Source organism: Thermoanaerobaculum aquaticum, assembly GCF_000687145.1.
GTDB lineage: Bacteria > Acidobacteriota > Thermoanaerobaculia > Thermoanaerobaculales > Thermoanaerobaculaceae > Thermoanaerobaculum > Thermoanaerobaculum aquaticum.
In genome coordinates this window covers 1-25,690 of record NZ_JMFG01000016.1, presented here as the reverse complement: position 1 = coordinate 25,690, position 25,690 = coordinate 1, and the positions used below count along the sequence as shown (strand labels likewise).

The 25,690-nt window shown below is 63.3% G+C and carries 24 protein-coding genes; 5 read left to right on the top strand and 19 right to left on the bottom strand.

The features are described from left to right. Positions 1 to 33: 33 nt before the first annotated feature. The 12 genes from EG19_RS06350 to EG19_RS06295 all read right to left on the bottom strand — a co-directional run bounded on the left by EG19_RS06350 (position 34) and on the right by EG19_RS06295 (position 13,174). Entirely contained in the window at positions 34 to 1,170 is a 1,137-nt protein-coding gene (locus EG19_RS06350; protein WP_038048767.1) for a GNAT family N-acetyltransferase, read from the bottom strand. Then, positions 1,167 to 2,351 (bottom strand): aminotransferase class I/II-fold pyridoxal phosphate-dependent enzyme, encoded by a 1,185-nt coding sequence (locus EG19_RS06345; RefSeq protein WP_038048909.1) that lies wholly within the window; start codon positions 2,349 to 2,351, stop codon positions 1,167 to 1,169. Before EG19_RS06345 ends, EG19_RS06350 begins: the two co-directional genes overlap by 4 nt. 37 nt (positions 2,352 to 2,388) lie before the next feature. Further along, on the bottom strand, positions 2,389 to 3,447 hold the full coding sequence (locus EG19_RS12575) for an NAD-dependent epimerase/dehydratase family protein (RefSeq protein ID WP_053334994.1): 1,059 nt from the start codon (positions 3,445 to 3,447) through the stop codon (positions 2,389 to 2,391). Next, the gene (locus EG19_RS06335) at positions 3,444 to 3,905 is read right to left on the bottom strand and encodes a 6-pyruvoyl trahydropterin synthase family protein (protein WP_038048765.1); all 462 of its coding nucleotides are present in this window, start codon (positions 3,903 to 3,905) and stop codon (positions 3,444 to 3,446) included. Before EG19_RS06335 ends, EG19_RS12575 begins: the two co-directional genes overlap by 4 nt. A gap of 128 nt (positions 3,906 to 4,033) precedes the next feature. Beyond that, complete coding sequence (gcvPB, locus tag EG19_RS06330; protein ID WP_038048762.1) at positions 4,034 to 5,521, bottom strand: aminomethyl-transferring glycine dehydrogenase subunit GcvPB; 1,488 nt, start codon at positions 5,519 to 5,521, stop codon at positions 4,034 to 4,036. Continuing rightward, positions 5,518 to 6,852, bottom strand: a complete 1,335-nt coding sequence (gene gcvPA, locus EG19_RS06325; protein WP_200867122.1) for an aminomethyl-transferring glycine dehydrogenase subunit GcvPA — start codon at positions 6,850 to 6,852, stop codon at positions 5,518 to 5,520. The genes gcvPB and gcvPA overlap by 4 nt, the downstream gene beginning before the upstream one ends. Further along, a complete protein-coding gene (gene gcvH / locus EG19_RS06320) occupies positions 6,852 to 7,238 on the bottom strand; it encodes a glycine cleavage system protein GcvH (protein ID WP_038048758.1) in 387 nt (128 codons plus the stop codon). The genes gcvPA and gcvH overlap by 1 nt, the downstream gene beginning before the upstream one ends. 17 nt (positions 7,239 to 7,255) lie before the next feature. Beyond that, positions 7,256 to 8,362: a glycine cleavage system aminomethyltransferase GcvT gene (gcvT, locus tag EG19_RS06315; RefSeq protein ID WP_038048756.1), complete on the bottom strand. Its 1,107-nt coding sequence runs from the start codon at positions 8,360 to 8,362 to the stop codon at positions 7,256 to 7,258. Positions 8,363 to 8,431: 69 nt separating this feature from the next. Beyond that, complete coding sequence (locus EG19_RS12570) at positions 8,432 to 9,445, bottom strand: M23 family metallopeptidase (RefSeq protein ID WP_053334993.1); 1,014 nt, start codon at positions 9,443 to 9,445, stop codon at positions 8,432 to 8,434. Next, positions 9,436 to 10,611 (bottom strand): ABC transporter permease, encoded by a 1,176-nt coding sequence (locus tag EG19_RS06305; protein ID WP_038048754.1) that lies wholly within the window; start codon positions 10,609 to 10,611, stop codon positions 9,436 to 9,438. Before EG19_RS06305 ends, EG19_RS12570 begins: the two co-directional genes overlap by 10 nt. Continuing rightward, the gene (locus tag EG19_RS13670) at positions 10,602 to 11,828 is read right to left on the bottom strand and encodes a hypothetical protein (RefSeq protein ID WP_038048752.1); all 1,227 of its coding nucleotides are present in this window, start codon (positions 11,826 to 11,828) and stop codon (positions 10,602 to 10,604) included. The genes EG19_RS06305 and EG19_RS13670 overlap by 10 nt, the downstream gene beginning before the upstream one ends. Then, positions 11,807 to 13,174 carry a hypothetical protein gene (locus EG19_RS06295; RefSeq protein ID WP_038048750.1) on the bottom strand — a complete coding sequence of 456 codons (1,368 nt, stop codon included), beginning with the start codon at positions 13,172 to 13,174 and terminating at the stop codon, positions 11,807 to 11,809. Before EG19_RS06295 ends, EG19_RS13670 begins: the two co-directional genes overlap by 22 nt. A gap of 27 nt (positions 13,175 to 13,201) precedes the next feature. Between EG19_RS06295 and EG19_RS06290 the strand changes: the two genes are divergently transcribed. Then, complete coding sequence (locus EG19_RS06290) at positions 13,202 to 13,612, top strand: archease (protein ID WP_081799982.1); 411 nt, start codon at positions 13,202 to 13,204, stop codon at positions 13,610 to 13,612. An 18-nt stretch (positions 13,613 to 13,630) separates the two neighbouring features. On the opposite strand, the gene metK is transcribed toward EG19_RS06290, so the two are convergent. The 7 genes from metK to EG19_RS13095 form a co-directional block, all read right to left on the bottom strand. Beyond that, positions 13,631 to 14,857 (bottom strand): methionine adenosyltransferase, encoded by a 1,227-nt coding sequence (metK, locus tag EG19_RS06285; protein WP_038048746.1) that lies wholly within the window; start codon positions 14,855 to 14,857, stop codon positions 13,631 to 13,633. Positions 14,858 to 14,893: 36 nt separating this feature from the next. Then, entirely contained in the window at positions 14,894 to 15,778 is an 885-nt protein-coding gene (locus EG19_RS06280) for a hypothetical protein (protein WP_038048744.1), read from the bottom strand. Further along, entirely contained in the window at positions 15,775 to 16,737 is a 963-nt protein-coding gene (locus EG19_RS06275) for a bifunctional riboflavin kinase/FAD synthetase (protein ID WP_038048742.1), read from the bottom strand. Before EG19_RS06275 ends, EG19_RS06280 begins: the two co-directional genes overlap by 4 nt. A gap of 3 nt (positions 16,738 to 16,740) precedes the next feature. Continuing rightward, positions 16,741 to 18,144 (bottom strand): 30S ribosomal protein S12 methylthiotransferase RimO, encoded by a 1,404-nt coding sequence (rimO, locus tag EG19_RS06270; RefSeq protein ID WP_038048740.1) that lies wholly within the window; start codon positions 18,142 to 18,144, stop codon positions 16,741 to 16,743. A 46-nt stretch (positions 18,145 to 18,190) separates the two neighbouring features. Further along, positions 18,191 to 18,751 carry a hypothetical protein gene (locus tag EG19_RS06265; protein ID WP_152543953.1) on the bottom strand — a complete coding sequence of 187 codons (561 nt, stop codon included), beginning with the start codon at positions 18,749 to 18,751 and terminating at the stop codon, positions 18,191 to 18,193. Between the two features lie 348 nt (positions 18,752 to 19,099). After that, positions 19,100 to 20,395, bottom strand: a complete 1,296-nt coding sequence (gene asnS / locus EG19_RS06260) for an asparagine--tRNA ligase (RefSeq protein ID WP_038048736.1) — start codon at positions 20,393 to 20,395, stop codon at positions 19,100 to 19,102. 213 nt (positions 20,396 to 20,608) lie between these two features. Then, a complete protein-coding gene (locus EG19_RS13095) occupies positions 20,609 to 21,214 on the bottom strand; it encodes a carbonic anhydrase (protein ID WP_161685457.1) in 606 nt (201 codons plus the stop codon). Between the two features lie 309 nt (positions 21,215 to 21,523). Between EG19_RS13095 and EG19_RS06250 the strand changes: the two genes are divergently transcribed. The 4 genes from EG19_RS06250 to EG19_RS06235 all read left to right on the top strand — a co-directional run bounded on the left by EG19_RS06250 (position 21,524) and on the right by EG19_RS06235 (position 25,381). Next, positions 21,524 to 21,724 (top strand): cold-shock protein, encoded by a 201-nt coding sequence (locus EG19_RS06250; RefSeq protein ID WP_038048734.1) that lies wholly within the window; start codon positions 21,524 to 21,526, stop codon positions 21,722 to 21,724. A gap of 119 nt (positions 21,725 to 21,843) precedes the next feature. After that, positions 21,844 to 22,533, top strand: a complete 690-nt coding sequence (locus EG19_RS06245) for a PTS sugar transporter subunit IIA (protein WP_038048732.1) — start codon at positions 21,844 to 21,846, stop codon at positions 22,531 to 22,533. Next, a complete protein-coding gene (locus EG19_RS06240; protein ID WP_053334991.1) occupies positions 22,530 to 24,473 on the top strand; it encodes a proton-conducting transporter transmembrane domain-containing protein in 1,944 nt (647 codons plus the stop codon). The genes EG19_RS06245 and EG19_RS06240 overlap by 4 nt, the downstream gene beginning before the upstream one ends. Next, on the top strand, positions 24,467 to 25,381 hold the full coding sequence (locus EG19_RS06235) for a respiratory chain complex I subunit 1 family protein (protein WP_053334990.1): 915 nt from the start codon (positions 24,467 to 24,469) through the stop codon (positions 25,379 to 25,381). The genes EG19_RS06240 and EG19_RS06235 overlap by 7 nt, the downstream gene beginning before the upstream one ends. Positions 25,382 to 25,690: the final 309 nt, after the last annotated feature.

Below are 25,690 nucleotides of genomic sequence, written 5' to 3'. Positions count from 1 at the left end.
GCATCTTTTTTGCTCCTTTGGGCCCCTTGGAGCTTACGCCAGCGGCTTGCTGTAAAGCCGGTACACCTTGGTGAGCTTGGCATCCATGAGCCGCACCGTGCGCTTGGCCAGCTCGTTGTCCTCCAGAATCCAGGAGTACTCGCACCAGCGGTAGCCGCGATCCAAAGCGGCTTGCAGCCCGTGGTAGAACATCACGCCCTCAATGCCCCGCAAGCGGTACTGCTGCTTGACCCCCATGGTGATGAGGCGCAAGCCCACTGGTTTGCGCCCCACCCAGTAGGCCCGCAAGAGCCGGAAGGGGTTAGCCATGCTGCCGTTGAGCTCGGCCAGGGCGGGGTTGACATCGGGGAGGGCAAGCAAAAAGCCCGCAGGGTCCCCGTCGTAAAAGGCAATGTAGAGCAGCTTGGGGTCCACTAAAGGCTTCAGCTCCCGGGCCAGCCAGGCGAACTCCTCGTCGGAGGTAGGCACAAACCCCCAGTTCTTTTCCCAGGCCTTGTTGTAAATGTCCTGGATGATCCGCACCTCGTTGGCAAAGTCCTTGAGGTTGACGGCACGAACGGTGAGGCTGGGCTCCCGCTCCTGGGTGCGCTCCGAAAAGCGGCGGAGCCGATCCAACGAGCCGGGATGCACCGGGGACCAGTAGGCGTAAAGGTCTTTGGCTTTGACGAGCCCCCAGCTTTCCAAAAGCGAAGCGTAGTACGGCGGGTTGTAGGTCATCATCACCGTGGGCGGGGTGTCAAAGCCCTCCACCAGCAAACCACACTCGTAGTTGGTGGAGGGGTTGACCGGCCCCACCATGGCCTCGCAACCCTTTTCCTTAAGCCAGCGGGCCGCTGCCGCCAGCAACTCACCGGCGGCTTCGGGGTCGTCCTCGCACTCAAAAAAGCCAAAAAAGCCCCAGCGATCCCCGTGGAACTGGTTGTGGGCGCGGTTGAGGATGGCGGCAATGCGCCCCACCGGCCGGCTCCCGCGGTAGGCCAGGAAGACCTCGCGTTCCGCCCGTCCGTAAGCGTAAAACGGGTGGCTGAGGTCCAGGTAACCCCTGACTTGCTTTTTGAGCGGTGGCACCCAGCAAGGGTCGCCACGATAAATCCGCCAGGGCAGGTCCAGGAAGTGCCGCCACTGCTCGCGGCTTTGGACCGGCTCCAGGCGGAGGGGCAGTACGCTCATGGGATCAAGCCCACCTCGCGGCCCACTTTGGCAAACGCCGCCAACGCTCTTTCCAAATGCTCCCGGGTGTGGGTGGCCATGTAGGAGGTGCGGAGCAACGCGCGGCCGGGAGGCACCGCCGGGGAAATCACGGGGTTCACAAACACCCCTTCCTCCTCCAGGCGTTTGGCCATGAAGAACGCCAGGCGGTCTTCACCCACCACCACCGGAATCACCGGGGTTTGGGAGTCGCCGGTGTCAAAACCCAAGTTGGCCAGCTCACGCTTCATGAAGGCGGTGTTTTCCCACAGCTTGGCCCGGCGTTCCGGCTCGCGCTCGATGATCTCCACGGCTTTGAGCACCGCCGCCACCGAGGCCGGTGGGGGAGCCGCCGAAAAGATCAACGAGCGGGCGCGGTGCTTGATCCAGTTGATGACCCTCTCCTCGCCGGCAATGAACCCTCCCACCGAAGCCAGCGACTTGGAGAAGGTGCCCATGATGAGGTCCACCTTGTCCTCAAGGCCAAAGTGCTCGGCGGTGCCGCGCCCGTGCTCCCCCAAAACGCCAATGCCGTGGGCGTTGTCCACCATGAGGCGGGCGCCGTGCTTTTGGCAAACCTCTACCAGGCCCGGGAGGTTGACGATGTCGCCCTCCATGGAGAAAACACCATCCACCACCACCAGAGCGCCGCGGGAAGGGTCCTTGAGGGACAAGCGGCGGTCCAAATCGGCCACGTCGTTGTGCTCGTACTTCACCACGGTGCCAAAACCCAGCCGCGCCCCGTCAATGATGCAGGCGTGGTCCAGCTTGTCGAGGTAAACGATGTCCCCCCGCTCCACCAGGCAGGAAACCGTGCCGAGATTCACCTGAAAGCCGGTGGAAAAGGTCAAAGCTGCTTCCTTGCGCATGAACTGCGCCAGCTTTTCCTCCAGCTGCACGTGAATATCCAGGGTGCCGTTCAAAAACCGTGACCCGGCACAACCCGTGCCGTACTTGGCCACGGCTTCCTGAGCCGCCTTTTTCACCTCCGGGTGGTTGGTGAGCCCCAGGTAGTTGTTGGAGCCCAGCATTACCACCTCCCGGCCGTTCATCATCACCACCGGTTCCTGGGCCGAGGAGATCATGCGAAAGTAGCTGTAAAGCCCGGCCTGTTTTACCTCATCGGCATCGCGGAAGTCGTAGCACTTTTGAAAAATGTCCACGCTTTTACCCCTTTCGCGCGCTCCGTCCGTCATCGTGTCAAATCTTACCATGCGGTAACCATCCTTCCCTCCGGTACCAGGCCCAGGTCAGCACGGCACCTTGACGGAAGGGTACCGGCTCCGGGAGCTCAAGGGCCGAAAGGGAAGAACGGGTCTGCGCCGTCCAGTGGCGGGCCAGCAGCTCGCTGGCTTTATCCGACGTCATGGGTACATCGCGAAAGCCTAATAGGTGAAGCCCGTCGCCCACCAGACCCGCCACGCGGAAAATGAGGCCCGGAAGAGGCACCACCCTGGCCCGCACCTTGCCCGCTTCCACCAAGGTTTGCAGCAAAACCCCCATGGGGTACGGTGTGGGCTCACCCAGGTGGAAGATGCTGCCGGAACGTGAGCTTGCCGCCGCCCGCAGCACCGCCAGGACCACGTCCCCCACAAAGGCCACCGTAATGTAGCGTTCCCCCCGCGGGTAAAAGAGCCAACCCTGGCTGGCCATCTTGAAAAACTGCAAAACATCGCGGTCGCGGGGCCCGTAAATGGCCGGAGGGCGCAGGATGACCCAGCTCCCCCCATACCCGGCCACCGCCCTTTCCCCCGCAAGCTTGGAGCGCCCGTAAGCGGAAATGGGGGCCGGCGGGTCTTCCGGGGCGCGACCCTCAGGATTTGGCGAAGGACCGGCAGCGGCCAGCGAGGAAACGTAAACAAAGCGGGGTTTTGCTGCGGTTTTTTCGAGAGCAGCCACTAACTTGGCTGTCCCCACCGCGTTGGCCGCAACGAACTGCTCCTCCCGCCGGGCACGCACCAGCCCGGCCAGGTGCAGCACCGTCCCCAAACCCGCCGCAAACTGCTGCAAAGCAGCGTCATCGCCCAAATCGCCCACCACCACTTCCACCTGGGAAGCCAAAGCCGTGGGCAGCTTCTTGGGGTCCCGCACCAAAAGCCGTACCGCTGCACCGCCGGCCACCAGCGCTTCAAGAAGGTGGCTACCCACGAACCCTGTAGCACCCGTGACGCCAATGGGCTGAGGGATGGCCGCGCAAAGGGCCGTCAGGTCCTGCACGTCCAGCGGAGGGGGAAGGCTTTTTTCCAGGCTTGCGCTCATGCTTCGCTGTACTCCGCCCAGGTGGTGGGGGTTTCCCAAAGGCGAACCGAAACCAGTCGGATTTCCGGGCGCCAGCGGTAGGGGGCCACCCGCTGCGGCTCGGCGGCAGCCTGGGCCAGCACCTTTTTGATCTCGGAAAAGAGGTGCTGAGCTAAAACCTCGGCGCTGGGCTCCGCATCCAGGACAACCACCCTTTCCCCGGCTTGCTCCAGAACCCCGCGAAGGGGGTCCTCCCGCCAAAGGATCATGGCGTGATCCAGGGGGGCCAGGACCGAACGCACCAATAGCGAAAGGGCCTTGTAGTCGCAAACCATGGCGTTGGGGTCCAAAGAGGGCGCCTCCAGCACCACCTCCACCCGATAGGTGTGGCCGTGCAGGTGGCGGCAAAGCTCGGGGTGGGAAACGAGCCGATGCCCGGCGTCAAAGGTGAACTGCTTGGCAACCCGAAAGCTTCCCATAGCCTCTCCGTTCCTCAGTGTAGCGAACCGCTTCAGCGCACACGATCACCGCGCCGTTTTTTTGCCGGCCCCGCCGAAACCCCTTTTAAGAAAACAACCCCTTGGCACCCCGGCGCGAAACCAGCCCGTTAGGGGCTTTCCGCGCCCTGGGGGTACCAGCGCAGGATCGGTTGCCGGGCGGCCCGGACCTCGTCCAAGCGGCGCACCGGCGTGGTGTGGGGCGCGGTTTTCAAAAGCTCGGGGTTTTCCCTGGCTTCCTGGGCAATGGCCTTCATGGCTTCCACAAAAGCCTCCAGCTCGGCCAAGCTTTCGCTGTCGGTGGGTTCGATCATCAGCGCCCCGTGCACGATGAGCGGGAAGGACACGGTGGGTGCGTGGAAACCGTAGTCCAGAAGCCTTTTAGCAATGTCAATGTTGGAAACACCGAAGGGCTTTTGCCGGGAGTCGTCAAACACCACTTCGTGCAAGGTGGGGCTTTGGTAGGGCAGGTGGTAGTGCTCCGCAAGGGCCCGCCGCAGGTAGTTGGCGTTCAGGACCGCCGCTTCGGTCATGGCCTTAAGCCCGTTCCGCCCCAGGGAGAGGATATAGGCCAGGGCCCGCACCATGATGCCGAAGTTGCCGTAAAAGGAGCGAACCTTGCCAATGCTCTTGGGGCGGTCGTAGTCCAGGGTGAACACGCCCTGGCGCTTTTCCACCACCGGTACCGGCAGGTACGGCTCCAAAAGGCGGGAAACCGCCACCGGTCCCGCTCCCGGCCCCCCTCCACCGTGAGGGGTGGAAAAGGTCTTGTGCAGATTAATGTGCAGGGCGTCAGCGCCCATTTTCCCTGGGGAAGCAACCCCCACGAAGGCGTTGAGGTTGGCACCATCCATGTAAAGAAAGGCGCCCTTTTCGTGCAGCATGGCGGCAGCTTTGGCAATTTCCGGCTCAAAAACCCCCAACGTGTTGGGCACCGTAATCATGAGCGCCGCTACGTCCCCGCTTTCCAGCTCCCGCCTCAGGGCGTCCACATCCAGAGTTCCCGCTGAAGTGGAGGCAATTTCTTTGACCTTGAACCCGGCAAAAACCGCCGAAGCGGGGTTGGTGCCGTGGGCGGAGTCGGGGATCAGCACCGTGCGCCGGCCCTCACCCCGGTCTTCCAGCGCCTTGCGGATCATGAGCATGCCGGCGAGCTCACCGTGAGCACCGGCTGCTGGCTGCAGGGTGACCCGGGCCATGCCGGTTATGCCAATGAGCGCCTGCTCCAGCTCCCACATGAGCCGCAAGGCACCCTGCACCTCGCTTTCCGGTTGCAGGGGGTGCACCTGGGCAAAGCCGGAAAGCCGGGCCAGCTCCTCGTTGATGCGGGGGTTGTACTTCATGGTGCAGGAGCCCAGGGGGTAAAGTCCCTCATCCACGGCGTAGTTCCACTGGGAGAGGCGGTGGAAGTGACGGACCACCTCCACCTCCGAAACTTCGGGGAGGTCTGCAATTTCCCCGCGCACCAGCTCGGCACCTAGCGTCTTGGCGGGGTCCACCGGCTCCACGTCGAAGGCCGGAAGCTGGTAACCCACGGTTCCCGGCGTGGAACGCTCAAAGATCAGGGCTTCCCGGGCCCGCAAGGATTTCCCCTTCATGCCAGCCTCCCCAATGCGTCCACCAAACGATCGCACTCCTCCCTGGTGTTCTTTTCGGTGACGGCCACCAAGACACCCGGGGGCAGGTAGGAAGCCAGCCGGCTGGTGGCCACGCCCCCCAGGATCCCTTCCTCGGAAAGCCGCGCCAAAAGCTTTTCCGGCTCCCCATGGAGGAGCAAAAACTCGTTGTACGTGGGGCTTTCAGGGAAGGCCAGCTGCACCTTGGGGGCCAGCGAGGCCAGGCGCTTCTTCAGGTACTCGGCCTTGGCGTGGGAGGCCAACGCCAGCTCGCGGACCCCCTTTTTGCCCAGAAGCGAAAGCACCACCGTAACCCCCAGGGCCATGAGGGAATGGTTCGTGCAGATGTTTGAGGTGGCCTTGGCGCGGCGGATGTGTTGCTCGCGGGTGGAAAGCGTGAGCACAAACGCCCTCTGTCCGTCGGCGTCCACGGTCTGCCCTACCAGCCTTCCCGGCATTTGCCGGAGGTACTCTTTACGGGTGGCAAAAAAGCCCACATGGGGGCCACCAAAGGAGGGAGGCAGCCCAAAGGCCTGCATGTCCCCACAAACCACGTCAAAACCAAAGCGGCCGCCGGGGGCCAAAAGCCCCAGGGAGGTGGCTTCCGCCACCACCTGCACCGAAAGCGCCTCACCGGAAGCCTTCTTCACCGCCGCCAGATCCTCAACGACCCCCAAAACGTTGGGGGACTGCACCACCACCGCCACCGCTTCTTCAGGATGAATCTGGCTCAGGTCAGTGCGACCGGCCCCATCCCAGGGAAGCTCTAAAAGCTCCAGCTCCGCCGCTTCCGCGTAGGTGCGCAGGGTGGCCAGGTAATCGGGGTGGATAAGCCGGGAAACAAAAACCTTGCGCTTTTCCGGCCGCAGGCGGGCGGCCATGAGCACGGCTTCCACCACGGCGGTGGCACCGTCGTAAAGGGAAGCGTTGGCCACCGGCATTTCGGTGAGCAAACACACGTAGGTTTGAAACTCGAAAATGGCCTGCAGCGTGCCCTGGCTGACCTCGGGCTGGTAAGGGGTGTACGCCGTGAAGAACTCAGCCCGGGAAAGCACCGCGTCCATCACCGCCGGCACCACGTGCCGGTAAACCCCGGCGCCCAGGAAGCTCACCTTCTCTTCGGCGGTGACGTTGGCTGCCGCCCACTCCCGGAAAACCCTGCGGACTTCCTCCTCCGCCATGCCCAAAGGCAAGGGCAGCTCGCCAACTCTGACCTCCTGGGGAATGGCCGCGAAGAGCTCTTCCGGGGATTTCAAGCCAAGAAACTGAAGGATGCGCTGGCGATCCCCCGCCCCCGGCTGGTACCGGTGCATCAATGACCCCCTTCCTCCTGGACAAACTGCTCGTAGGCTTTGGCATCCATGAGGTCCGAAGGGACCTGGCTCACCTTAATCTTGACCAGCCATCCGGAGCCAAAGGGGTCCTGGTTGACCAGCTCGGGGTGCGCTTCCAGTTCGCCGTTGACCTCCACCACTTCCCCCGAAACCGGCGAAAACACCTCGGAAACCGCCTTTACCGACTCCACCGTGCCCATTTCCTGCCCGGCTTGCACCGCCTTGCCCACGGCGGGGAAATCCACCATCACCACGTCGCCCAGCTGCTCCTGGGCGTAGTCGGTAATCCCCACCGTGGCGATGTCCCCATCTACCCGCACCCATTCGTGGGTCTTGCTGTAGAGAAGGTTTTCCGGTCGTGCCATTCTTACCTCCCTTTTTCTTACTTCGCCCGCCGGTAAAACGGCGTTGGTATCACCCGCGCCGGGACCTTCTGGCCGCGGATGTCCACAAAAATTTCGCTGCCCTCCGCCGAAAGCTCCACCGGGACATACCCCAACCCTAAGGGTTTGCCCAGGGTGGGCGACATGGTCCCCGAGGTCACAAACCCCACCTCCCTGGTGGCGTCAAAGATGGGGTAGCCGTGGCGCGGGATCCCCTTCCCCACCATTTCGAACCCCACCAGCTTGCGCTTGATGCCGGCAGCCCTCTGGTGGAGCAGGGCATCGCGACCCAGGAAGGGTCCCTTTTCGAACTTCACAATCCAATCCAGACCGGCCTCGAAGGGCGTGGTGCTGTCGTCAATGTCGTTGCCGTAAAGCGGCATGCACGCTTCAAACCGCAGGGTGTCCCGGGCTCCCAGACCGCAGGGCTGAATTTCAAACTCGGCGCCTGCCTCCATAATGGACCGCCACAGCTTCCCCGCGGCATCCGGGGCGATGTACACCTCGAAGCCGTCTTCCCCGGTGTAGCCGGTGCGGGCAATAATGGCCGGCACTCCCGCCACCTCTCCTTGCACAAACCGGTAGTACTTGATCTCCGAAAGGTTTTCAGCGGTGAGCTTTTGCAGCACCTTTTCCGCCAGCGGACCCTGGATGGCCAGCTGCGCGTAATGGGCTGAGCGGTCGAAAACGTCCACGTCGTCAAAAGCGGGGGCCTGGGCGCAGAGGTAGGCGTAGTCCTTATCTTTGTTGGCGGCGTTTACCACCAAGAGGAAGCGCTCCGGCGAAAGCATGTGTACCAAAAGATCGTCCACGAAGGTGCCGCGAGGGGTCATGAGCCCCGAGTACTGAGCGCGACCCGGGGTCAGGCGAGACGCATCGTTGCAGGTGACGTACTGCACGAAATCCAGCGCCCTTTTCCCCACGACCTCCAGCTCTCCCATGTGGGAAACGTCAAAAAGGCCCACGCGGGTGCGCACCGCCCGGTGCTCCTCCAAAACCCCCTTGTACTGCACCGGCATTTCCCAACCGGCGAACTCCACCATCTTGGCGCCAGCCTCGAGGTGCACGGGGTAAAGCGGGGTTTTCTTCGCTGGAGTGGGTGTCATACACTCCTCCTGGCGCTCCCGGCGCCGGTTGTGAAGGCTATCACTTTTCCCGGAAAAATGACAATCACGCTAAAAGGCCTCCCGCCCGCCCTTGACACCGGCAAGCGTGGTCAAAGGCACCGCGTGGGCCTCGAGGCTGGCAGAAGGATTCGCCAGGCGCTGGTCAAGCTCGGGCAAAAGCAGCGATAGCTGCACCAAAAGCGGGTCCACCGGCCGACTCACGCCCTGGTAGGGCCAGCGGACCTCAAAGTACAGAGCGGAAACCCGCGTCCAGCCGCTGGTCCCTACGGTACCCAGGGGTTGCGACCGCAGCACCCTCTGCCCGGGGCGCACCTGCACGCTGCCCAAATGCCCGTAAAGGCTCCACACGCCTCCGCCGTGATCCAAGACCACGATGGTTCCCAGGCGGGTCCAGAGGTTGGTTTTGCGTTCCCTGGGGGTGCCGGCAAAGGCCACCAGGCCGCTGCCGGCGGCCAGCACCCGCGTCCCCGCCGGGGCAGCCCAGGTCAAGCCCAGGTGTGGCTCCTCCCTTCCGGTGAACGGCGAAATGCGAATCCCAAAAAGCCCCACCGGGACCGCTTGCCGCAAATCCAACGGCATACCGGTGGGTAAGTTACCCAAAGGACAGGGAGGTTGCGGCGCGTTGGCCAAAGCGCCACCGAGCTCCACGAGCTTCCCGCTTTCCCGCAAGAGCCACTGGAGGGTTTCTTCCGCTCCCGCTTCAGCGGCGGGGGGTGGGTCAAAAGACGCTGCCGGCACGCCCAGCATCCAGGCCAGGCGCGAGCCGCGGTTGGCCCGGGCGGCAAGCTCCAGGGTGAGCTCCCGTGCTTGCTCCCAGAGGCTTTCGCGAGCCTGTTTCAGGCGCTTGTTTTCCTGCTTGGCCGTCTTCACCGTGAACTTTTCCAGGTAGCCCCGCACCCCCACCGGCAACGCGCCCAGCACCGCCAGAACCAGTAGCACAAGCAAAACCGTCACGACCCGGAGCTGCCAGAGGCGCCGGCGGGTGAGGTAAAAGCGGCGCACTTTTCCTCCCCGCCAGCCGTGCCACTGCACCTCCCAGAGCGGCTCGCTCCCTACACCCACCGGAGCACCTCCGCCGGCTGGCGGGAAGCCAGCGGCCGCGCCGCCGCTACGCTCGCCAAAAGGACCTCAAAAGCCCCGGCCGCCACCACCCACAGCACATCCCCCAGCCGCACCTGCCAGGGGATGCGGCTGACCATGTAAATGCTGGCCAGCTCAGAGGAAAAGCGGGGAATCCCCAAGGCAGCCAGCACCCCCACCAGCCCGAGCCCAAACACGGTCCCCACCACCACCCCACCAACCCCCAAAAGCCCCCCGGCCGCGACCACCGTGCGGCGCACCAGGGAGGGAGAAGCGCCCATGGCCAAAAGGATGCCCAACTCACGGCGCTTTTCGGTGATCAGCACCACTAACGCCGAAGCCACCTCAAAGGCGCCCACCCCAACGATGAGCGACAAAACCAGCGCCAGCGTGATCTTTTGCCAGCGCAGCGCGGCAAACAGCTCCCGGTTCATCTCTGACCAGCTGCGCAGCAACGCCCTTGGGCCCAGCTCCTGCCCCCACGCCTCGGCAAAGCGCTCGGCATCATCGGGGTTTTTGAGGTAAACCTCCACCAGGGCGCTCCCCCACCCGCGTCCGTGCTTCGTCATCTCCTGAAAACGGCAGAAAAGCCAACTGTCCCGAAACTCGGAAAACCCCGTGGAAAAAACCGCTGCCACCCGCGCCGGAACGTAAGCAAGCCGCCCCGAGGGCTGCGCCAGCTGCAGAAAAACCACGTCCCCAACCTTTACCTTGAGCCTGGCCGAAAGCCCCTCCCCCACCGCCACCGGCATAGGACCCGCGCCACTCGGCGAAAGCTCGGGTACGAACGGCGGCAGCTGGTCAGCGGCTTTCAGCGTGATCACCTCGCCCTGGGCCTGGGGGGAGGTTGCCGCAAGACCGGGAACGAACAGCGTCCTCCCCACAGCCGCCACCCCCTGGCGCGAAGAAAACAGGCGCGCCAGCTCCTCCTCGGACTCACCGGGAGCGGGAACCACCAGCACATGACCGCTGGCGGCCAAGATGCCCTGGGTTAAGGCCGCCCGGTAGCCGGACATGAGCGCCAGCACCACCACCAGCGCAGCCACGCCCAAAGCCACCGCCACCAACGCTGCCCGGGAAGAGGCCGCAAGAAGCGGGCTTGACCGCCGGCGCAAAAAGCGAAAGGCCAAGAGCCAGGTCACGCGCACCCGGCGATTGTAGCCTTGGCACTGGCTGACCGCCGCTCGGCTAGCGCCCAAACTAACAGCCCAGCCCAAACCAAAAGCGAAAGCAACACGCTGTCCCGCAGCGGGCCCCACCACCCCACGCTGCCCCACCACGCTCCCGGCAAAAAGCCAAAAACCAGCGCCGTGGCAAACCAGAAAGCCTGGGCCGGCGGCCACGCGGTGACCAGCAACAGGGCGGCCAACGCTGCACCCCAGCCGCCCACCGCCAGGCCGGCCCCGGCGGCCACCACCGCCATCCAGGGCGCAAGCCTTCGCAGGGGCGAAAGGAGCAGGCGGCCCCCGGCGGCCGCAAGATCGGCCAGGTAGCCGGCCACCACCGGCGCTGCCAGCATCAGGATCCAGCGGGAAGGCACGGCGGCGGCCACCACCGCCCAGTGAGGAGCGGTCCAAAGACCCATCACCCACCCCCCGCAGAACCCCAAGCCCAGCGACCACCAGCTCGGCTTGTGGGCAAAAGCTGGAAGAACAAAGGCGGAAGCAGCCACCGTGGCCAGCACCAGGGTGGCAAAGGCTTGAAAGAGCAGCAAGCTGACAAAGGGGCGGACCCCCGGTGCAAAAACCGGCCAGGCCCACCGGCTGGCGCCCATAACCGCAAACACCAGAAAAACACAGCCCAGCATCACCGCCCGCCGCAAACCCAAAGCCCGGGGCTGAGGGCGGATGCGGCGGGCCACCGCCCCGGCCAAAAGCAGGCCCGCGGCCACTTCCAGCGGCCAGGAAACCGCCGGCGCCAGGGCCTTGCGAGCTGGGGGTTTACCCACGAGAAGCGTGCCCACCACCATGCCCTCCCGCAGCCACCAGTCCCGGCGGGCTAAACCCTCCACAAAACCCAGCGGCTCCTCGCCGGAAAGACGCCGGACCGCGCTTACCGAAAGCCGCCCCCCGGGCAGCCATGAGGCAGCCTCCAGCGAAGGCCTTTCCGGCCTTTGCAAATCCGGCACGCGCACGGTAACCACCCAGGCCCCATGGGCGGGTTGGTAAAAAAGCCGCCAGCCCTGGGCTTCCCGGGAAAACGCCCGCAGCTTGCCCCACAGCACACCCAAAGACGGACCCTGGCTTTCCGCCCGCTGCACCGCCCAGGCCGGTGGCCCGGCCGGTTCCCTGGTGGGAACAACAAAACCAGCCACCACCATGGGGGCAACCACAACGGCGACCTTTACCGCCCTTTGCCAGGCCACAAGAGGCTCCCGAAAGCCCAGAGAAACAGCACATTCCAAGCCTCACCCCAGGGAAACTGAGGGGCAAAGTAGCCAAGCCGCACCAGCTCCCAGACCAACCGGCTCCCCACCGCCCAACCCCAACCGTAACGCCACGCCAACCACCCCAAAACCGATTGGGCGGAAAGCTCCCCCAAAACCCCAGCGGGAAGCGGCACGGCCGGCAACGGGTGCAGCAAGCTGCCCACCGCTGCGGCAAGCACATAGGCCGCTCCAGGGCCCAGAAAGGGCCGCAAAAGCCAGGGGATCCCGCCGCGCAGCAGGGGCTCTTCGCCCAGCGCCCGAAAGCCCGCTTCGGCCAGGACCAAAGGCCAAGGCTCGTTGAGGACCGTGCCGGTCCTGGGAAGCCAGCCGCCGGCGGCTCGCACCAGCTCCGGCCACAGCAGGCTCCAGGAAGCCAGAAAGAGGCCCAAAACTGCATAGGCCCTCCTCCCCCCGGAGGCCCTGGGCGCCAAGCCTCCCAAAACCAACACCGAAAAGAAAACCGAAACGGCCCAAAAACCGGAAACGGGAAGGGAATGAGCGGTGCTCCTGCCCAAAGCCCAGCAGCCGATAGCCAGCACAAAAGCCGAAAGCCAGGGCAAACGCAAGCGAAACCAGAACGCCTCGGCGGTGGCCACGAAAAGCCCCAGAACGCTCAACGCGGCAGCAAAAAAAGCAAGCCACCGGGCCCGCTGGAGCTCCGCCACCCTCCCCACCACCACGCCCATGGGGTCGGGATCCGGGATCAACCTCCGGGAAAGCGCCACCACCGTGCTTCCCGCCACCTCCACCTCCAGCTCCTCCTGCCACCCCGGGGGTAGAGGCTCCCCACGCACTACCCAGTGCGCCCGGTGCCAGGTGATTCCAGCGTCCACTCGGGAGGCCAAACGTCGCAGGGAAAAGGCGTAAAACTCCGGGATGACCGGGGAAAGCTTTCGCCGAAGGTGCTCCTCCACCAGGGCCGGCGGGATGGCCAAACCCGGATCCGTGGGCAACGGGCGGCGGAACCGCACCAGCTTTTCCCCTTCCACGGCCACCTCGCCGCCACCAAGGAAGCGCACCGTGGCCACCGGCTCCCGGGGGCGAAAGCGCTCCAGACCCTGGGTGGCCCAGTCCCAAGCCCAAAGGAGGCCCTGGCTGGTTTGGTACACGGTATCGCCAACGGGACCCGGCGGGAAGCCAAGCTCTTCCGAAAAACGCGTGGCCAGCGGCACCAGGGTGGCCGGCTGGCGGTGAGGGCGGTTGACCTGGAGGGTATACAAGAAAGCCCCCACCCCCGCGAGAACTGCCAACCCCAGCGCCAGCTTCCAGCGAGCCACCCGCATTCTGGGCCTGAGTTTACACTTAGGCGCATGGGAGCCGTGCGGTTCCGGCAGTTACCTCACACCGCCGATGTGCGGCTGGCGGTTTACGGGCAAAACGAGGAAGAGCTCATGCGCCACCTGGCCTTGGGCATCGGCCACCTGGTGCTGGGGCGCACCCCTCAGGGACCACCCAAATCCTCCCACCATTTTCCCCTGCCCCAGGACGACTTAGCAGCGCGCCTTGTGCGGGTGGGCAACGAGGTGGTCTTCTGGCTCTTTGCCAAAGGGCAGGTTACTGTGGACGTGAGGCTGGAAGGCCAGGACGCGGAGCTGCACCTTCGCCCCTTGAGCCCCCGTTCCACCCCGCACTTCGAGATCAAAGCGGTAACCTTTCACGCGCTGCGGCCGCAGGCAAGAGGCAAAGGGGGGCTTGCAGCGGTTCTGACGCTGGACCTTTAGGCTCGCTTCTTGGCCTGACTAAGCCAAACGCTTCGCTTCTCTTTTGAGATCCTCCACGTGGTGCGTGCTTTCCCAGGTGAACTCCGGTTCCGTGCGGCCGAAGTGACCGTACGCAGCGGTCTTACGGTAAATGGGCCGCCACAGGTCCAGCTCTTTGATAATGCCGCGGGGGGTAAGGTCGAAAACCTCCTTGACGACCTTGGTCAGCTGCTCATCGGGAATCACGCCACTACCGAAGGTGTCCACCATGACTGACACCGGCTTACAAATTCCGATGGCGTAAGCCAGCTGCACCAGCGCCTGGCGGGCAAGACCCGCAGCAACGATGTTCTTGGCGATGTGGCGGGCCATGTAGGTGGCGGAACGGTCCACCTTGGTGGGGTCCTTCCCCGAAAACGCACCACCGCCGTGGGGCGCCCAGCCTCCGTAGGTGTCCACGATGATCTTGCGCCCGGTCATACCGGTGTCGGACTGAGGACCGCCCACCACGAACTTGCCCGTGGGGTTCACGTAAAAGAGGGTGGGCTTTTCCACATCTAAAAGCTCTTTGGGGAGCACCGCCCGGCCCACCTTTTCAATGATTTCCTGCCTTGCCTCCTCGGTTATATGCTTACCGTCAGGACCCAGGATGTCCTCGGTGTGCTGGCAGGAAATCACCACGGTGTCCAGCCGGTAGGGACGCCCTTCCCGGTACTCCACGGTCACCTGCGTCTTGCCGTCGGGCCCCAGGTACGGGAGGATTTGCTTGCGCCGCACCTCCGCAAGCCTCTTGGTGAGCGCATGGGCCAGGGCGATGGGGGTGGGCATGAGCTCGGGGGTTTCATCGCAGGCGTAGCCCACCATAAGGCCCTGGTCCCCGGCGCCCCCCTGGTCCACCCCCTGGGCAATGTCGGGAGACTGACGCCCAATGGCGTTGAGGATGCCGCAAGTTGAGTAGTTGAAACCGTACTTGGCGTCGGTGTAGCCAATTTCCCGAATCACCTGCCGCACCAGGTCCTGCACATCCACCCAGGCCTTGGTGGTGATTTCCCCTCCGACTATGACCAAGCCCACGGTGATGAAGGTCTCACAGGCCACCCGGGAGCGGGTTTTCCATGGGTCTTCCCCTGGATGCTCAGCTTCGTAAGCGTTGTCGAACTTTAAGACCTCATCCAAAACCGCGTCGGAAATTTGATCACAAACCTTATCCGGGTGACCTTCGGTCACCGACTCTGAGGTGAAAACGTGAATCCCGTGAGCGTTCATGTGGTTCCTCCTTCCAGGAAAACCTCACTTCCGGACCTAAGATTCTAACCCCGACCCGGTTTCGTCAAAAAGCCGGCGGGCCCGCTCCCGCAAGCGCCCCAGTTCCACCGCCGCGGTGCTGCGGTGTTTGCCTTTTCCTTGCAGGTACGCTTTGCACGCCGCGAGCCGCACCACCAGCCTCACCATGGCCTTGCGTTCATCCCGCCGAGAAGCCCACCTCCGGGAAAACCTCCGCCAGAAGCGCGCTCCCGCCTCGGCCACCCACGCGGGCAAAAGCCCAAAACCCACTTCTTCCGTAAGCTGCGGCTGCAAAACCTTTTGCTCCACCCACAAGGCTAACGCTAAAGCCAAAAGCACCACGCTGGTGGCCAAAAGCCAAAGCACCCAGAGCAAACCCACCTGCGCAAAAACCGCCATCCACCCCCAGGCCCAGGGCAGCGCCAGGCCCAGGGAAAGAGCACCAGAAGCCAGCCTTCCCCCGAACCCCGGCCAAAGCCACCTCAGTCCCAAAAGGCTTCCCAACACAGCCCCGGCCGTAAGCCCAGCCATCGGCAACCAGGGTTCAGCAAGCCCGCGCAGGACACCCAGGCCCGCCACCATCCCCACACCGGAACCCACGGCCAGGCCCATCCACGCCGCGTCCAAAGGGGTTTCCACCCGGGGCCAGCGGGCCAAAAGCCAAAGCACCACTAAGCTCAAAAGCGAGCTCAAAGCCCCTCCCGCCCAGGGCCAGCGGGAAAAAAGCGGCGCAAGGCTTGCAAGCCGCCCTGCCCCTAAGGCAGCAGCCCCCGCCACGCCTCCGGCAGCCAAACCCAACCACAGCGGGCCCAAATCCCCAGCTTCTCGGCGCTCCCAAAAGCAAAGCAGAAGCACCAAAAGGAAGATCGTAAACGGCAAAACCAGCGAAAATCCTTGGCTCATGGCAAAAGGCAAAGCTCCTTGGCAAAACCGGAAGCAAAAAAAGCACGGGCCTGTTCAATATCGGCACGAACCTGGGCGGTCAACGCCAGAACATCGGGAAAACGCTGCTCATCCCGAAGCCTTTTGAGAAAATAAAGCCGCACCGGTTCACGGTAAACGTCGGCGGTGAAATCCAAAAGGTGCGTTTCAACCATCAATCTGTGGTTTTCGTAAAGCGTGGGCCGCACCCCCACGTTGGTAACCCCGGGGAAAAGGCGGGAAAAAGAGGCAATGTAGGTGGCGGTGACGTACACCCCTTTGCCCGGCAAAAGCTCGTTTTCCGGCTCCAAATTCAAGGTGGGGAACCCAAGCCTGCGTCCTAGCCTCTTGCCCACCGAGACCTTGCCATCCACAAAGTGGTAGCGCCCCAAAAGCTCCCTGGCTTCCTCCACCGCCCCTTCCGCCACCACCCGGCGCACCCGCGAAGAGGAAATGGGGCCCTTGGCATCCTCCACCGGCGGCATCCCCACCACAGAAAAGCCCAACTCTCCACCCACCGCTTGCAGAAACGCCACATCCCCTTCCCGTCCCTGGCCAAACCGGAAGTTAAAGCCCAGGTGGACCTCCCGGGGGTGAAGGCGGTCATAAAGGAAACCACGCGCAAAGCGATCCGCGGAGGTGGCGGCAAACTCCCTGGTGAACGTGAGCTCCACCAGCACATCAAGGCCGGTTTGCGCGAGAAGCTGTAGTTTTTGCTCCCGGGTGGTCAAAAGCTTCATGCCGGAATCCGGGCGCAGCACCTTTTCCGGATGGGGCCAAAAGGTCACGCCTAGAGCCGGGACACCCAACTGCCTAGCGCGGGCCACCGCGGTGGTCAGGAGCAACTGGTGGCCGCGGTGCACACCATCGAAGTTGCCGATGCTCACCACCCCGCCCTGGGGAAGCTCGGTCCACGGCGAGGGATCGCGGATGACCTCCATAGGCTAGCGGGCCACCACGGGCAGGCGGGGGCTCGGCTTTTGGGCTCTGCCCTCCACCACCTCCAGCACCTCGCCCACCAGGTCGTAATCGGCGCTGGAGGTGATCCTCACCCGCACGAAATCGCCGGGGGCCGCCGGGCCGCCGGAAAGCACCACCACGCCGTCCACTTCCGGCGCCTGGGTGGCCAGCCGCCCCTGCATCACCCAGGGGTGCTCGGGGGAGGGTCCGTCCACCAGCACCGTGGCCTCGCGCCCCACAAAAGCCCGAAGCCGCCGACGGGAAAGCCGTCGCTGCAAGGAAAGGAGCTTATCTCTCCGGGCTTCTTTGACCTCCTGCGGGATGGGGTCTCCCAAATGGGCTCCGGGGTTTTCCTCCTGGAAGGAGTAGGCAAAGACCCCCAAATGGTCGAAGCCCACTTCCTCCACAAAGCGACAAAGCTCGGCGAACTCCTCCTCCCCTTCCCCGGGGAAGCCCACGATGAACGTGGTGCGCACCGCCAGGCCCGGCACCACCTGCCGGGCGTGGGCAATGAGGTTCCGGTAGCTTTCCCCATCCCCCCCTCGCTTCATGAGCTTGAGCACCTTGCGGGAGGCGTGCTGGAGGGGAATGTCCAGGTACGGCACAAGCCGGGGGTTTTCCGCCATGAGCTGGAAGATCCCCTCGTCCAAGGTGGCCGGGTAGGCGTAAAGGACCCGAATCCAGGGGAAATCGGTTTCCGAAAGCAAACGCTTGAGGAGCTGGCGCAACCCCAGGCGCCCCAAACCCAAATCCTCACCGTAGCGGGTGGTGTCCTGGGCGATGAGGATGAGCTCCCGCACACCGCTGCGCTCCAGTGCCTGGGCTTCCGCCACCAGCGAATCCACCGGACGGGAGCGGAAAGCCCCGCGCATCCGGGGAATGTGGCAAAAAGCACAGGGGTTGTTGCAGCCCTCGGCAACCTTCAGGTAGGCATACACCCCGCCGGTGGCCAAAAGTCTGGGAACGCGGTGGTCGTAAAGCCGCATGGAGGCCACCTGATCGGGAAGGTGCTCCCGGGAAAGCTTGCCAAACACCGCTTCTGGCGCTCTTTCCAGCTCGTCCAAGCCCACAAAGGCGTCAATTTCCGGAATTTCCGCCGCCAGCTCCTGGGCGTACCGCTGCACCATGCAGCCCGCCACCACCAGCCGCTTGAGCTGTCCTGTTTCCTTGAGCTGAGCCATCTCCAGGATGGTTTCGATGGACTCCCGCTTGGCATCCTCCACAAACCCGCAGGTGTTCACAATGACCACATCGGCTTCTTCGGCGTTGGGGGTGAGTTGGGCACCCTGCTGCACCAGAAACCCGAGCATAACCTCGCTGTCCACCAAATTCTTGGCGCAGCCCAGGGAAACAACCCCTACTTTCAGCGGACGGCTCCTCCCCGCCATAACGGGCTATTCTAGCTGAACCGCCCCCTCACCCCCCGCAGTGCCGCTAAACCCGTTGGCGGGAGGCCGCCAGCGCCACGAGCTCCCGGTAAAGCTTACGGGCATCCTCGGGTAAAACCCGCATCCGGGCCGCCAGCTGCCGACGCTGGCGAGCGTCCAAGGCACCCATCAGCAGCAGCACATCCGCCCGGTCCTGAACCCCGCCGGCAAAGAGCTTGGTCAAGATCAAATCGGGGAGCTGGAGGACCTGAAGGCGCAAGCCCCCAAGTTGGCGCCATTGGGCCCGCTCCAGCAGGCGGCACTGCCACGGAAACCGCCCTATCACGATGTCCACTGTGATGCACTGGGACCTTGAAAGCTGCACCGCACCGGCAAAGGGGTCCTCGCCGTTGCCCCAAACAAGCCGCGCCTCCCCCGGGAAACCGCGCCAAAAAGCGGAGGAAAGTATTCCCCCATCCACCACCAGGAGGTCCGCATCGCCGGTAAACCGAGCAATCCCGTACGTGGCCATAGCGAAGGCGCCGAAAAGCCCGCATTTGACCCTGCGCCGGGTAAGCCAACCCACAGCATCGGCCAAAAGCGCTAGCGATCCAACGCCTCGAGACATGGGCTCCGCCGCCGCCCCAGCTGCCTCTGGCGCCGGACCTCCCTTAGGCGTTCGTCGTCGAAACCCAACACCTTGGCTGCCTCCCAGATCCGCAGCAGCTCGGCGATAGCGTCCTCACCTGCCTGCTTTTGCTTTTTTAAACTTTCCGCCACCGGGCTTGGCCGTGCTTTCACGGTCTCATCTTACCTCACCGTTGGCCGCTTTTCGTGCCACCCCTTGAGCATCTGCGCTTGCACCTTTTCCGGTATCAACGAAAACCCTTCCGGAGCCAGACCGGGGCTGCCGAACAAAGGGAGCTACCCGGGTGCGCAAACCGAGCGAGGGCGGGCAACCGCTTCCTTGTTGAAGCTACGGATACAGCCGGTAGAGCATGCGGGGGTAGGGGATGGTTTCGCGCACGTGGTCCAGGCCGCAAAGCCACGCCACTACCCGTTCGATGCCCATGCCAAAGCCGGAATGGGGGAAGGCCCCGTAGCGGCGGATGTCCAGGTACCATTCGAAGGCTTCCCGGGGCAGGTTGTGCTCGCGGATGCGCTGCTCCAAAAGCTCGTAGGAGGAAATCCGCTCGCTGCCGCCGATGATTTCGCCGTAGCCTTCGGGGGCAATCATGTCCACCGCCAGGGCACGGGTGGGGTCCTGGGGGTCCGGCTCCATGTAAAACGCCTTGATGTGCGCGGGGTAACGGGTGATCATCACCGGCTTTCCCGACTCATCGGCCAGGGCGGTTTCCTCGTCGCCGCCGAAATCATCTCCAAACTGCACGGAAAACCCCTTGGCCTGCAGCTTGGCGATGGCGTCGGCGTAGTCAATACGTGGGTAGGGCCTGCGGGTGGCCGGTTCCAGCTTGGAGGTATCCCGCTCCAGGCGCTTCAGCTCCTCCTGACAGCGATCCAAAACCCGCGCCACCAGCTCCGAGACGAACTCCTCCGCCAAATCCAGAAGCTCGGGAAAGCGCATCCATGCCACTTCCGGCTCCACCATCCAAAACTCCATGAGATGGCGGCGGGTCTTGGATTTCTCGGCGCGGAAAGTAGGACCAAAGCAGTACACCTTGCCGTGGGCAGCAGCAGCCGGTTCCAGGTAAAGCTGCCCGGACTGTGAAAGGTAGGCCTTTTCCCCAAAGTAGTCGGTTTGAAAAAGCGTGGAGGTGCCCTCGCAGGCGGCCGGCGTGAGGATGGGCGAGTCAATCAGCACGAAACCGCGCTTGTAGAAGAACTCGCGGATGGCAAAGCACAGCTCGTTGCGCACCCGCATGATCGCGTGCTGGCGGCGGGAGCGCAGCCAGAGGTGGCGGTTGTCCATGAGGAAGGCCACCCCGTGTTCTTTGGGGGTAATGGGGTAATCCTGGCAAAGCTGGTAAATCTCCAGCTCTTTCACCGTGAGCTCCACGCCCCCGGGGGCCCGTTTGTCTTCCCGCACCGTTCCCACCACCCAAAGGGAGGACTCCTGGCCGAGCTTTTCCGCGTCCTCCCAAACCTTTTGGGGTACCTCGGGTTTGAAAACCACGGCCTGCAAGAAGCCCGTGCCATCCCGCACGATCAGGAACTGCAGCTTGCCCGAAGAGCGCTTGTTAAAAAGCCACCCTCGAACCCTCACCTCTTGTCCCACCAGCTCGGGGAGCTGTCGAATTTCCGCGTCCTGCATCGTTGCCTCCCGGCGGCATTGTACGGCACGGGAACCCTCAGGTGGGCGGCAACACCAGGTGGGGAATTGTGGGCCTGCGGGTAGCCGCAGGCCCAATAACTGGAGCCAGCGCGAGGTCCGGTCGGTCTTTCAAAACCACAGCCAGTGCGAGCCCTAAGAGCTTTCCGGAGGAGCAGAACTCCAGCCAGAGCGTGCTTTTCCGGGTGTCCGTGGTTACGGAAGTGTTTCCACCAGCTCAAGAGTTGGGGGTGCCAGCTCAAAGTAAAGCCCGAAGACCGAGAGCTTCCCGCAAGCTAGCCTTTCCGCCACAAACGGAAACGTTGCCAAGCGCTGGAGCGACAACCTCACCGCGGCGCGACCGACCTGCTTTTCGTCCGCTGTGGCAAGCTCCGGGAACTGCTCGTCCAGCGGACGCAAGAGCTCCAGCCATCGGCCAAGGTATGAGCTTGCGTTTGGCGCTTTTTGGGCCATGAAGCCGCGAATTCCGCCGCAAAGACCGTGGCCAACCACGAGCACCTGGGGGACTTGCAGGGTCACGATGCCGAACTCCAGGGCGGCACTAACACCGTGATGACCCGAATCCTCTTCCGGCGGCGGAACCAGCGCGGCTACGTTCCGCACCACGAAGAGCTCACCAGGGCGAGCGGAAAAGAGCAAAGCCGGATCCACCCGCGAGTCGGCGCAGGCAATCACCATGGCCCTGGGCTTTTGCCCGTGCTGGACCGCTTCCCTGAAGCTCGAATCTTCTCCCGACACGAAGCGCCGATAGAAGCCCTCGAACCCCTCACTAATCCAAGTTGGCAGTGGCTTGTTCGTCATCTCACCTCCCCTGGCATTCCGTTCCTCCGTGGCAGAAAATGGTACCGGACAAGGCCGGCGGGAGGGGTTGAAGGCTATCAAGACGGCCCCATCCGTATCCCAGGCCGAAAACCGTACGCAAACCCCAGGACTTGACAAACCCCAAAAACCTGTCAAGCTAGGTGTGCCTCGCCGAAAAGCGATGCCCGCTTCAAAATTGGTTGGAGCGCGTAGAACACCGCGGGTGGTAAAGCGCATCCGGGGTTTTGGTGAAAGGCTGGGAGGCCCCAGCAAGCAGCACGGCCGAAGAAGGCCGGCAAGGAGAGCAGCATGGCTAAAGGTACGGTGAAGTGGTTTAACGAGTCTAAGGGTTTTGGTTTCATCACCCAGGAAAGCGGCGAGGATGTGTTCATTCACTACTCGGCGATTCAGGGTGACGGGTTCCGCACGTTGCGCGAAGGCGCAAGGGTGGAGTTCGACGTGGTGCGCGGCCCCAAGGGGCTGCAGGCGGCAAACGCCCGCGTCATCTGACGTCCCCAAGCTAAGACCACAACCGGGCGGCACTCAGTGCCGCCCTCTTTTTTTGGACATCCCTACCCATCGTTTGACATTTTTGGACAATAGGCCTACCCTTGCCGCCGGGCGGAGGGATGGAGCTCAAAGTTCGGGATGTGGCCAAGCTTTTGGGGGTCTCCGAAAAGACCATTTACCGTTGGCTTGCCGAGCGCAAAATCCCCGCCTACCGCCTCCATGACCAGTACCGCTTTTCCAAAGCCGAAGTTTTAGAGTGGGCGCAGGCCCAGCGGCTCACGGTCGCTCCGGAAGCGCTTGGTGAGGCTTCTCCCGCCCAGGAAGTATCGCTGGCGCAAGCGCTGCAACAGGGCGGAATCCTCTACCGCTTGCAGGGGCACGAAAAAACCGCAGTGCTCCGGGAGCTGGTGGCGGCCATGCCGCTTCCCCCAGGGCTTGACCGGGAGTTCCTGTACCAGGTTCTGGTAGCCCGGGAAGCTCTGGCTTCCACCAGCATTGGCGACGGCATTGCCCTACCTCACCCGCGAACGCCAATCCTGGCGGCGGGAGCGCCGCCCCAGGTGACGCTGGCCTTCCTACAAAACCCCGTGGATTTTGGGGCCTTGGACGGCAAACCCGTGTTTGCGCTTTTTGCCATCTTGGCGCCATCCTCGGCCACACACCTGAAGCTCTTGGCAAAGCTTGCCTTCGCCCTCAAGCAGGACGCCTTCCGGTCGCTCATTCAGGCGGCCGCCGGCAGGCAGGAAATCCTCGCGCAAGCGGCAGAAATTGACGCCACCTTGCGGTCCCGCCAAGGGGGTGCAGCGTGAGCGAGGTTCTCCTCGCGCTTTTGGGGATTCTGCTCGCCGGCACCGTGATGGTTGCGTTGCCCAATCGGCGCTTGGGCTTAGCTTTGTTCGAACTTGCGGCGCTTTTTGGCTTGGCGGTCAGCATCAGGTATTGGATCGAGGGAGAAACGCTCACCTTGCGGTGGCCCTGGGGCTTGCCGTTTGCCTCTTTGTCGCTGGCGCTTGACCCACTGGCTTGCTTTTTTCTCGTACTGCTTTTCCTCCTGAGTGCTTTAGCCGCTTGGTACGGCTATGGGTACACCCAACACCAGCACGAAACCCAAAAGCGCCAAATCTGGGCGTGCTTTACCGGGTTGGTGGTGGCCATGGGCCTGGTCATGCTGGCCGCCAACGGCGTGCTTTTCCTCCTGGGCTGGGAGCTGATGTCGCTTTCGGCGTTTTTCCTGGTGCGCAGCACCGGCAGCGAAAAGTCCCAAGCGGCCTCCTGGAGCTTTTTGGTGGCATCGCACGTGAGCGGCGCAGCGCTGGTGGGCTTTTTCTTTGTGGTGGGCCAGGAAGCCTCCAGCTTGGATTTTGCCCTGCTGGCCTCCCAAACCTTGCCCGAAACAACCAAGAATTTAGCGTTCTTCCTGGCGCTTTTGGGCTTTGGCTTAAAGGCTGGTCTGGTGCCCGGCCACTTTTGGCTCCCGCAAGCGCATCCAGAAGCCCCGTCTCACGGGTCGGCCTTGCTTTCTGGCCTCATGATTAAGCTCGGCATCTACGGTTTGCTGCGCACGCTCCCTTGGCTTTCAATGCCAGCCCCTTGGTGGGCCTGGGTACTGCTGACCTTAGGCGGTTTTTCGGCCTTCTTTGCCATCCTCCAAGCTCACGGCCAGGACGACTGGAAGCGGGCTTTGGCCTACTCCTCGGTGGAAAACATGGGCCTGGCCAGCTTGGGGTTGGGGCTTTGGGTGTGGGGAACGGCGGCGGACCAGCGCGAAATTGCCGCAATGGCACTTTTTGCCGTTTTGATCCACCTTCTCTCCCACGCCCTTGCCAAGGGCTCGTTCTTCCTGTTGGCCGGCTGCCTGGATCACGCCACAGGCACCCGTAACCCCGACCTGCTCGGAGGCCTGGGGCGACCGTTGGGGACGACAGCTACGGCAGCGATGCTTGCGGCTACGGCCATGAGCGGGTTGCCGCCAAGTTTGGCGTTTTTCAGCGAGTTCCTGTTGCTTTACGCCGGCGTCCAGGCGGTGTTGAGCGGTGGCACGCTTTCGGGCACGTGGGTGGTGGGCTCGGTGGCCCTCACCGCCGGAGTTGCCGCGTTTGCCTTTGCCAAGCTTTACGCCGCCACCTTTCTCGGTGAGCCGCGAAGCGAGAAGAGCCACAGCCCCCACAGCCTTCCCTCCAGCATGGAAGCGCCAACTTTGCTGCTTGCGTTGCTGGCGGTCATTCTTGGACTGGCCTCTCCCTGGCTGGTAAAGGCGTTTTCACCCATCGTGCAGGCTGCCACATCCGTTTCTGTGGAAGGAGTGAGCGCCTCGCTGTTTCACCTGTTTTCCACCTTGGTTTTGACGGCAGGGGCGGCCATGCTGGTGGGGATCGTAGCCACTGGGGCGTTGTTCTTGGGCCTCCGGCGCCGGGCCGTTTTGACCGCCACGTGGGGGTGCGGCTACCTGGCGCCCTCGCCGCGGATGCAGTACACCTCCACCGCCTCCAGCCAACCTTTGCTCCGCTTCTTGCAGCCTTTGGTCCCCGCCGATCCCCCTCGCCCCAGCCGCACGCTTTTCCCCACCGCCCGCACTTTGGCGCTGAGCTACCGGGATCCCGTGGTGCAAAGTTTGGCAACCTTACGGCAAACGGCTTGGCAGCTGGTGCCCCGCATCCCCCTGGGAAAACCCGGGAAGGTTTCGCTGTACGTGCTTTTTGTGGCGCTCACGCTGGTGGCGCTGCTTTTCCTGGAGGTCTTTCTGTGGTGACGCTGACCTCGCTGGGCAGGCTGTTGCTGGTGCTGCTGGTGGCCCCTTTGCTTTTGGGCTTGGTAGGCCGTGTGAAAGCGTGGATGGGTCGCCGCCGGGGAGCACCGCTTCTCCAACGTTACTTCGATTTGGCCAAGCTCGTGCGCAAGGGTTTGGTTCTCAGCAAAACCACCACGGTGTTTTTCTTTGCCGGACCTGCCTTTTCCCTGTCCGCGGTAATAGCAGCGTTTTTTCTCGTGCCCATTGCCGGCGAAAAAGCAGCCATCGCTTTCCCCGGGGATTTTTTGCTGCTTGCGGCCCTTTTGGCGGTGGGTCGGGTGGCCACCATGCTGGCCGCTTGGGACACCGGCTCCAGCTTCGAGGGCATGGGGGCAAGCCGCGAAGGGTTTATTTCCAGTTTGTCGGAGGCCCCGTTTTTCCTTTCGCTTTTGGCCATGGCGGTGAGCACCAAGGCAACATCGCTTTCCGCCATGACGGGTGGGGTTTCCGGAGAGCTCTGGTCCAAACAGGGAAGCACGTTGGTCTTGCTAGCCGCGGTGCTGTTTTTGCTTTCGCTTGCGGAAAACGCGCGGGTTCCCTTTGATGACCCCACCACCCATTTGGAGCTCACCATGGTGCACGAGGTGATGGTGCTGGACCACTCGGGACCCCTGCTGGCGCTGGTGGAAGCGGCAGTCGCGGTGAAGATGGCGCTTTTTGCCACGTTGCTGGTGGACCTCGTGGTTCCCTGGGCCAGCCTCCCCGGGGCTTGGAAAGCGGCTGTTTTTGCCGTGGGTTTGTTGCTGGTGGCTGTGGCCGTAGGCGTCGTTGAATCCATCATGGCCCGCCTGCGACTTGTTCGCGTGCCCCATCTTTTAGCCGGTGGCCTGGTGTTGGCTTTGGCGGCCTTGCTTCTGGTGAGGAGCTAGCATGCTGGAAAGCGAGCCCATTCTCCTGGCCATTTGCCTGGTTAACTTCCTGGTTTTAGGGAGCGCTCGTTTTCGCGCGCTGATCCGCTTGGTCGCTATACAGGGCTGGCTTTTGGGCTTTTTGGTGCTCACCACCGGCGGCCTTTTTGCTTCCCCCTGGCGGGTTTGGGCGNNGCTGGCACTGGCTTCCGCCACTCTCAAGGGGCTGGTTTTCCCGAAGCTGCTTCAAAATGCTTTGCGAGAGCTCGACGTTCAGCGGGAGGAAAGGCCGCTGGTGGGCTTTTCCGCATCCTTGCTGGTGGGACTGGG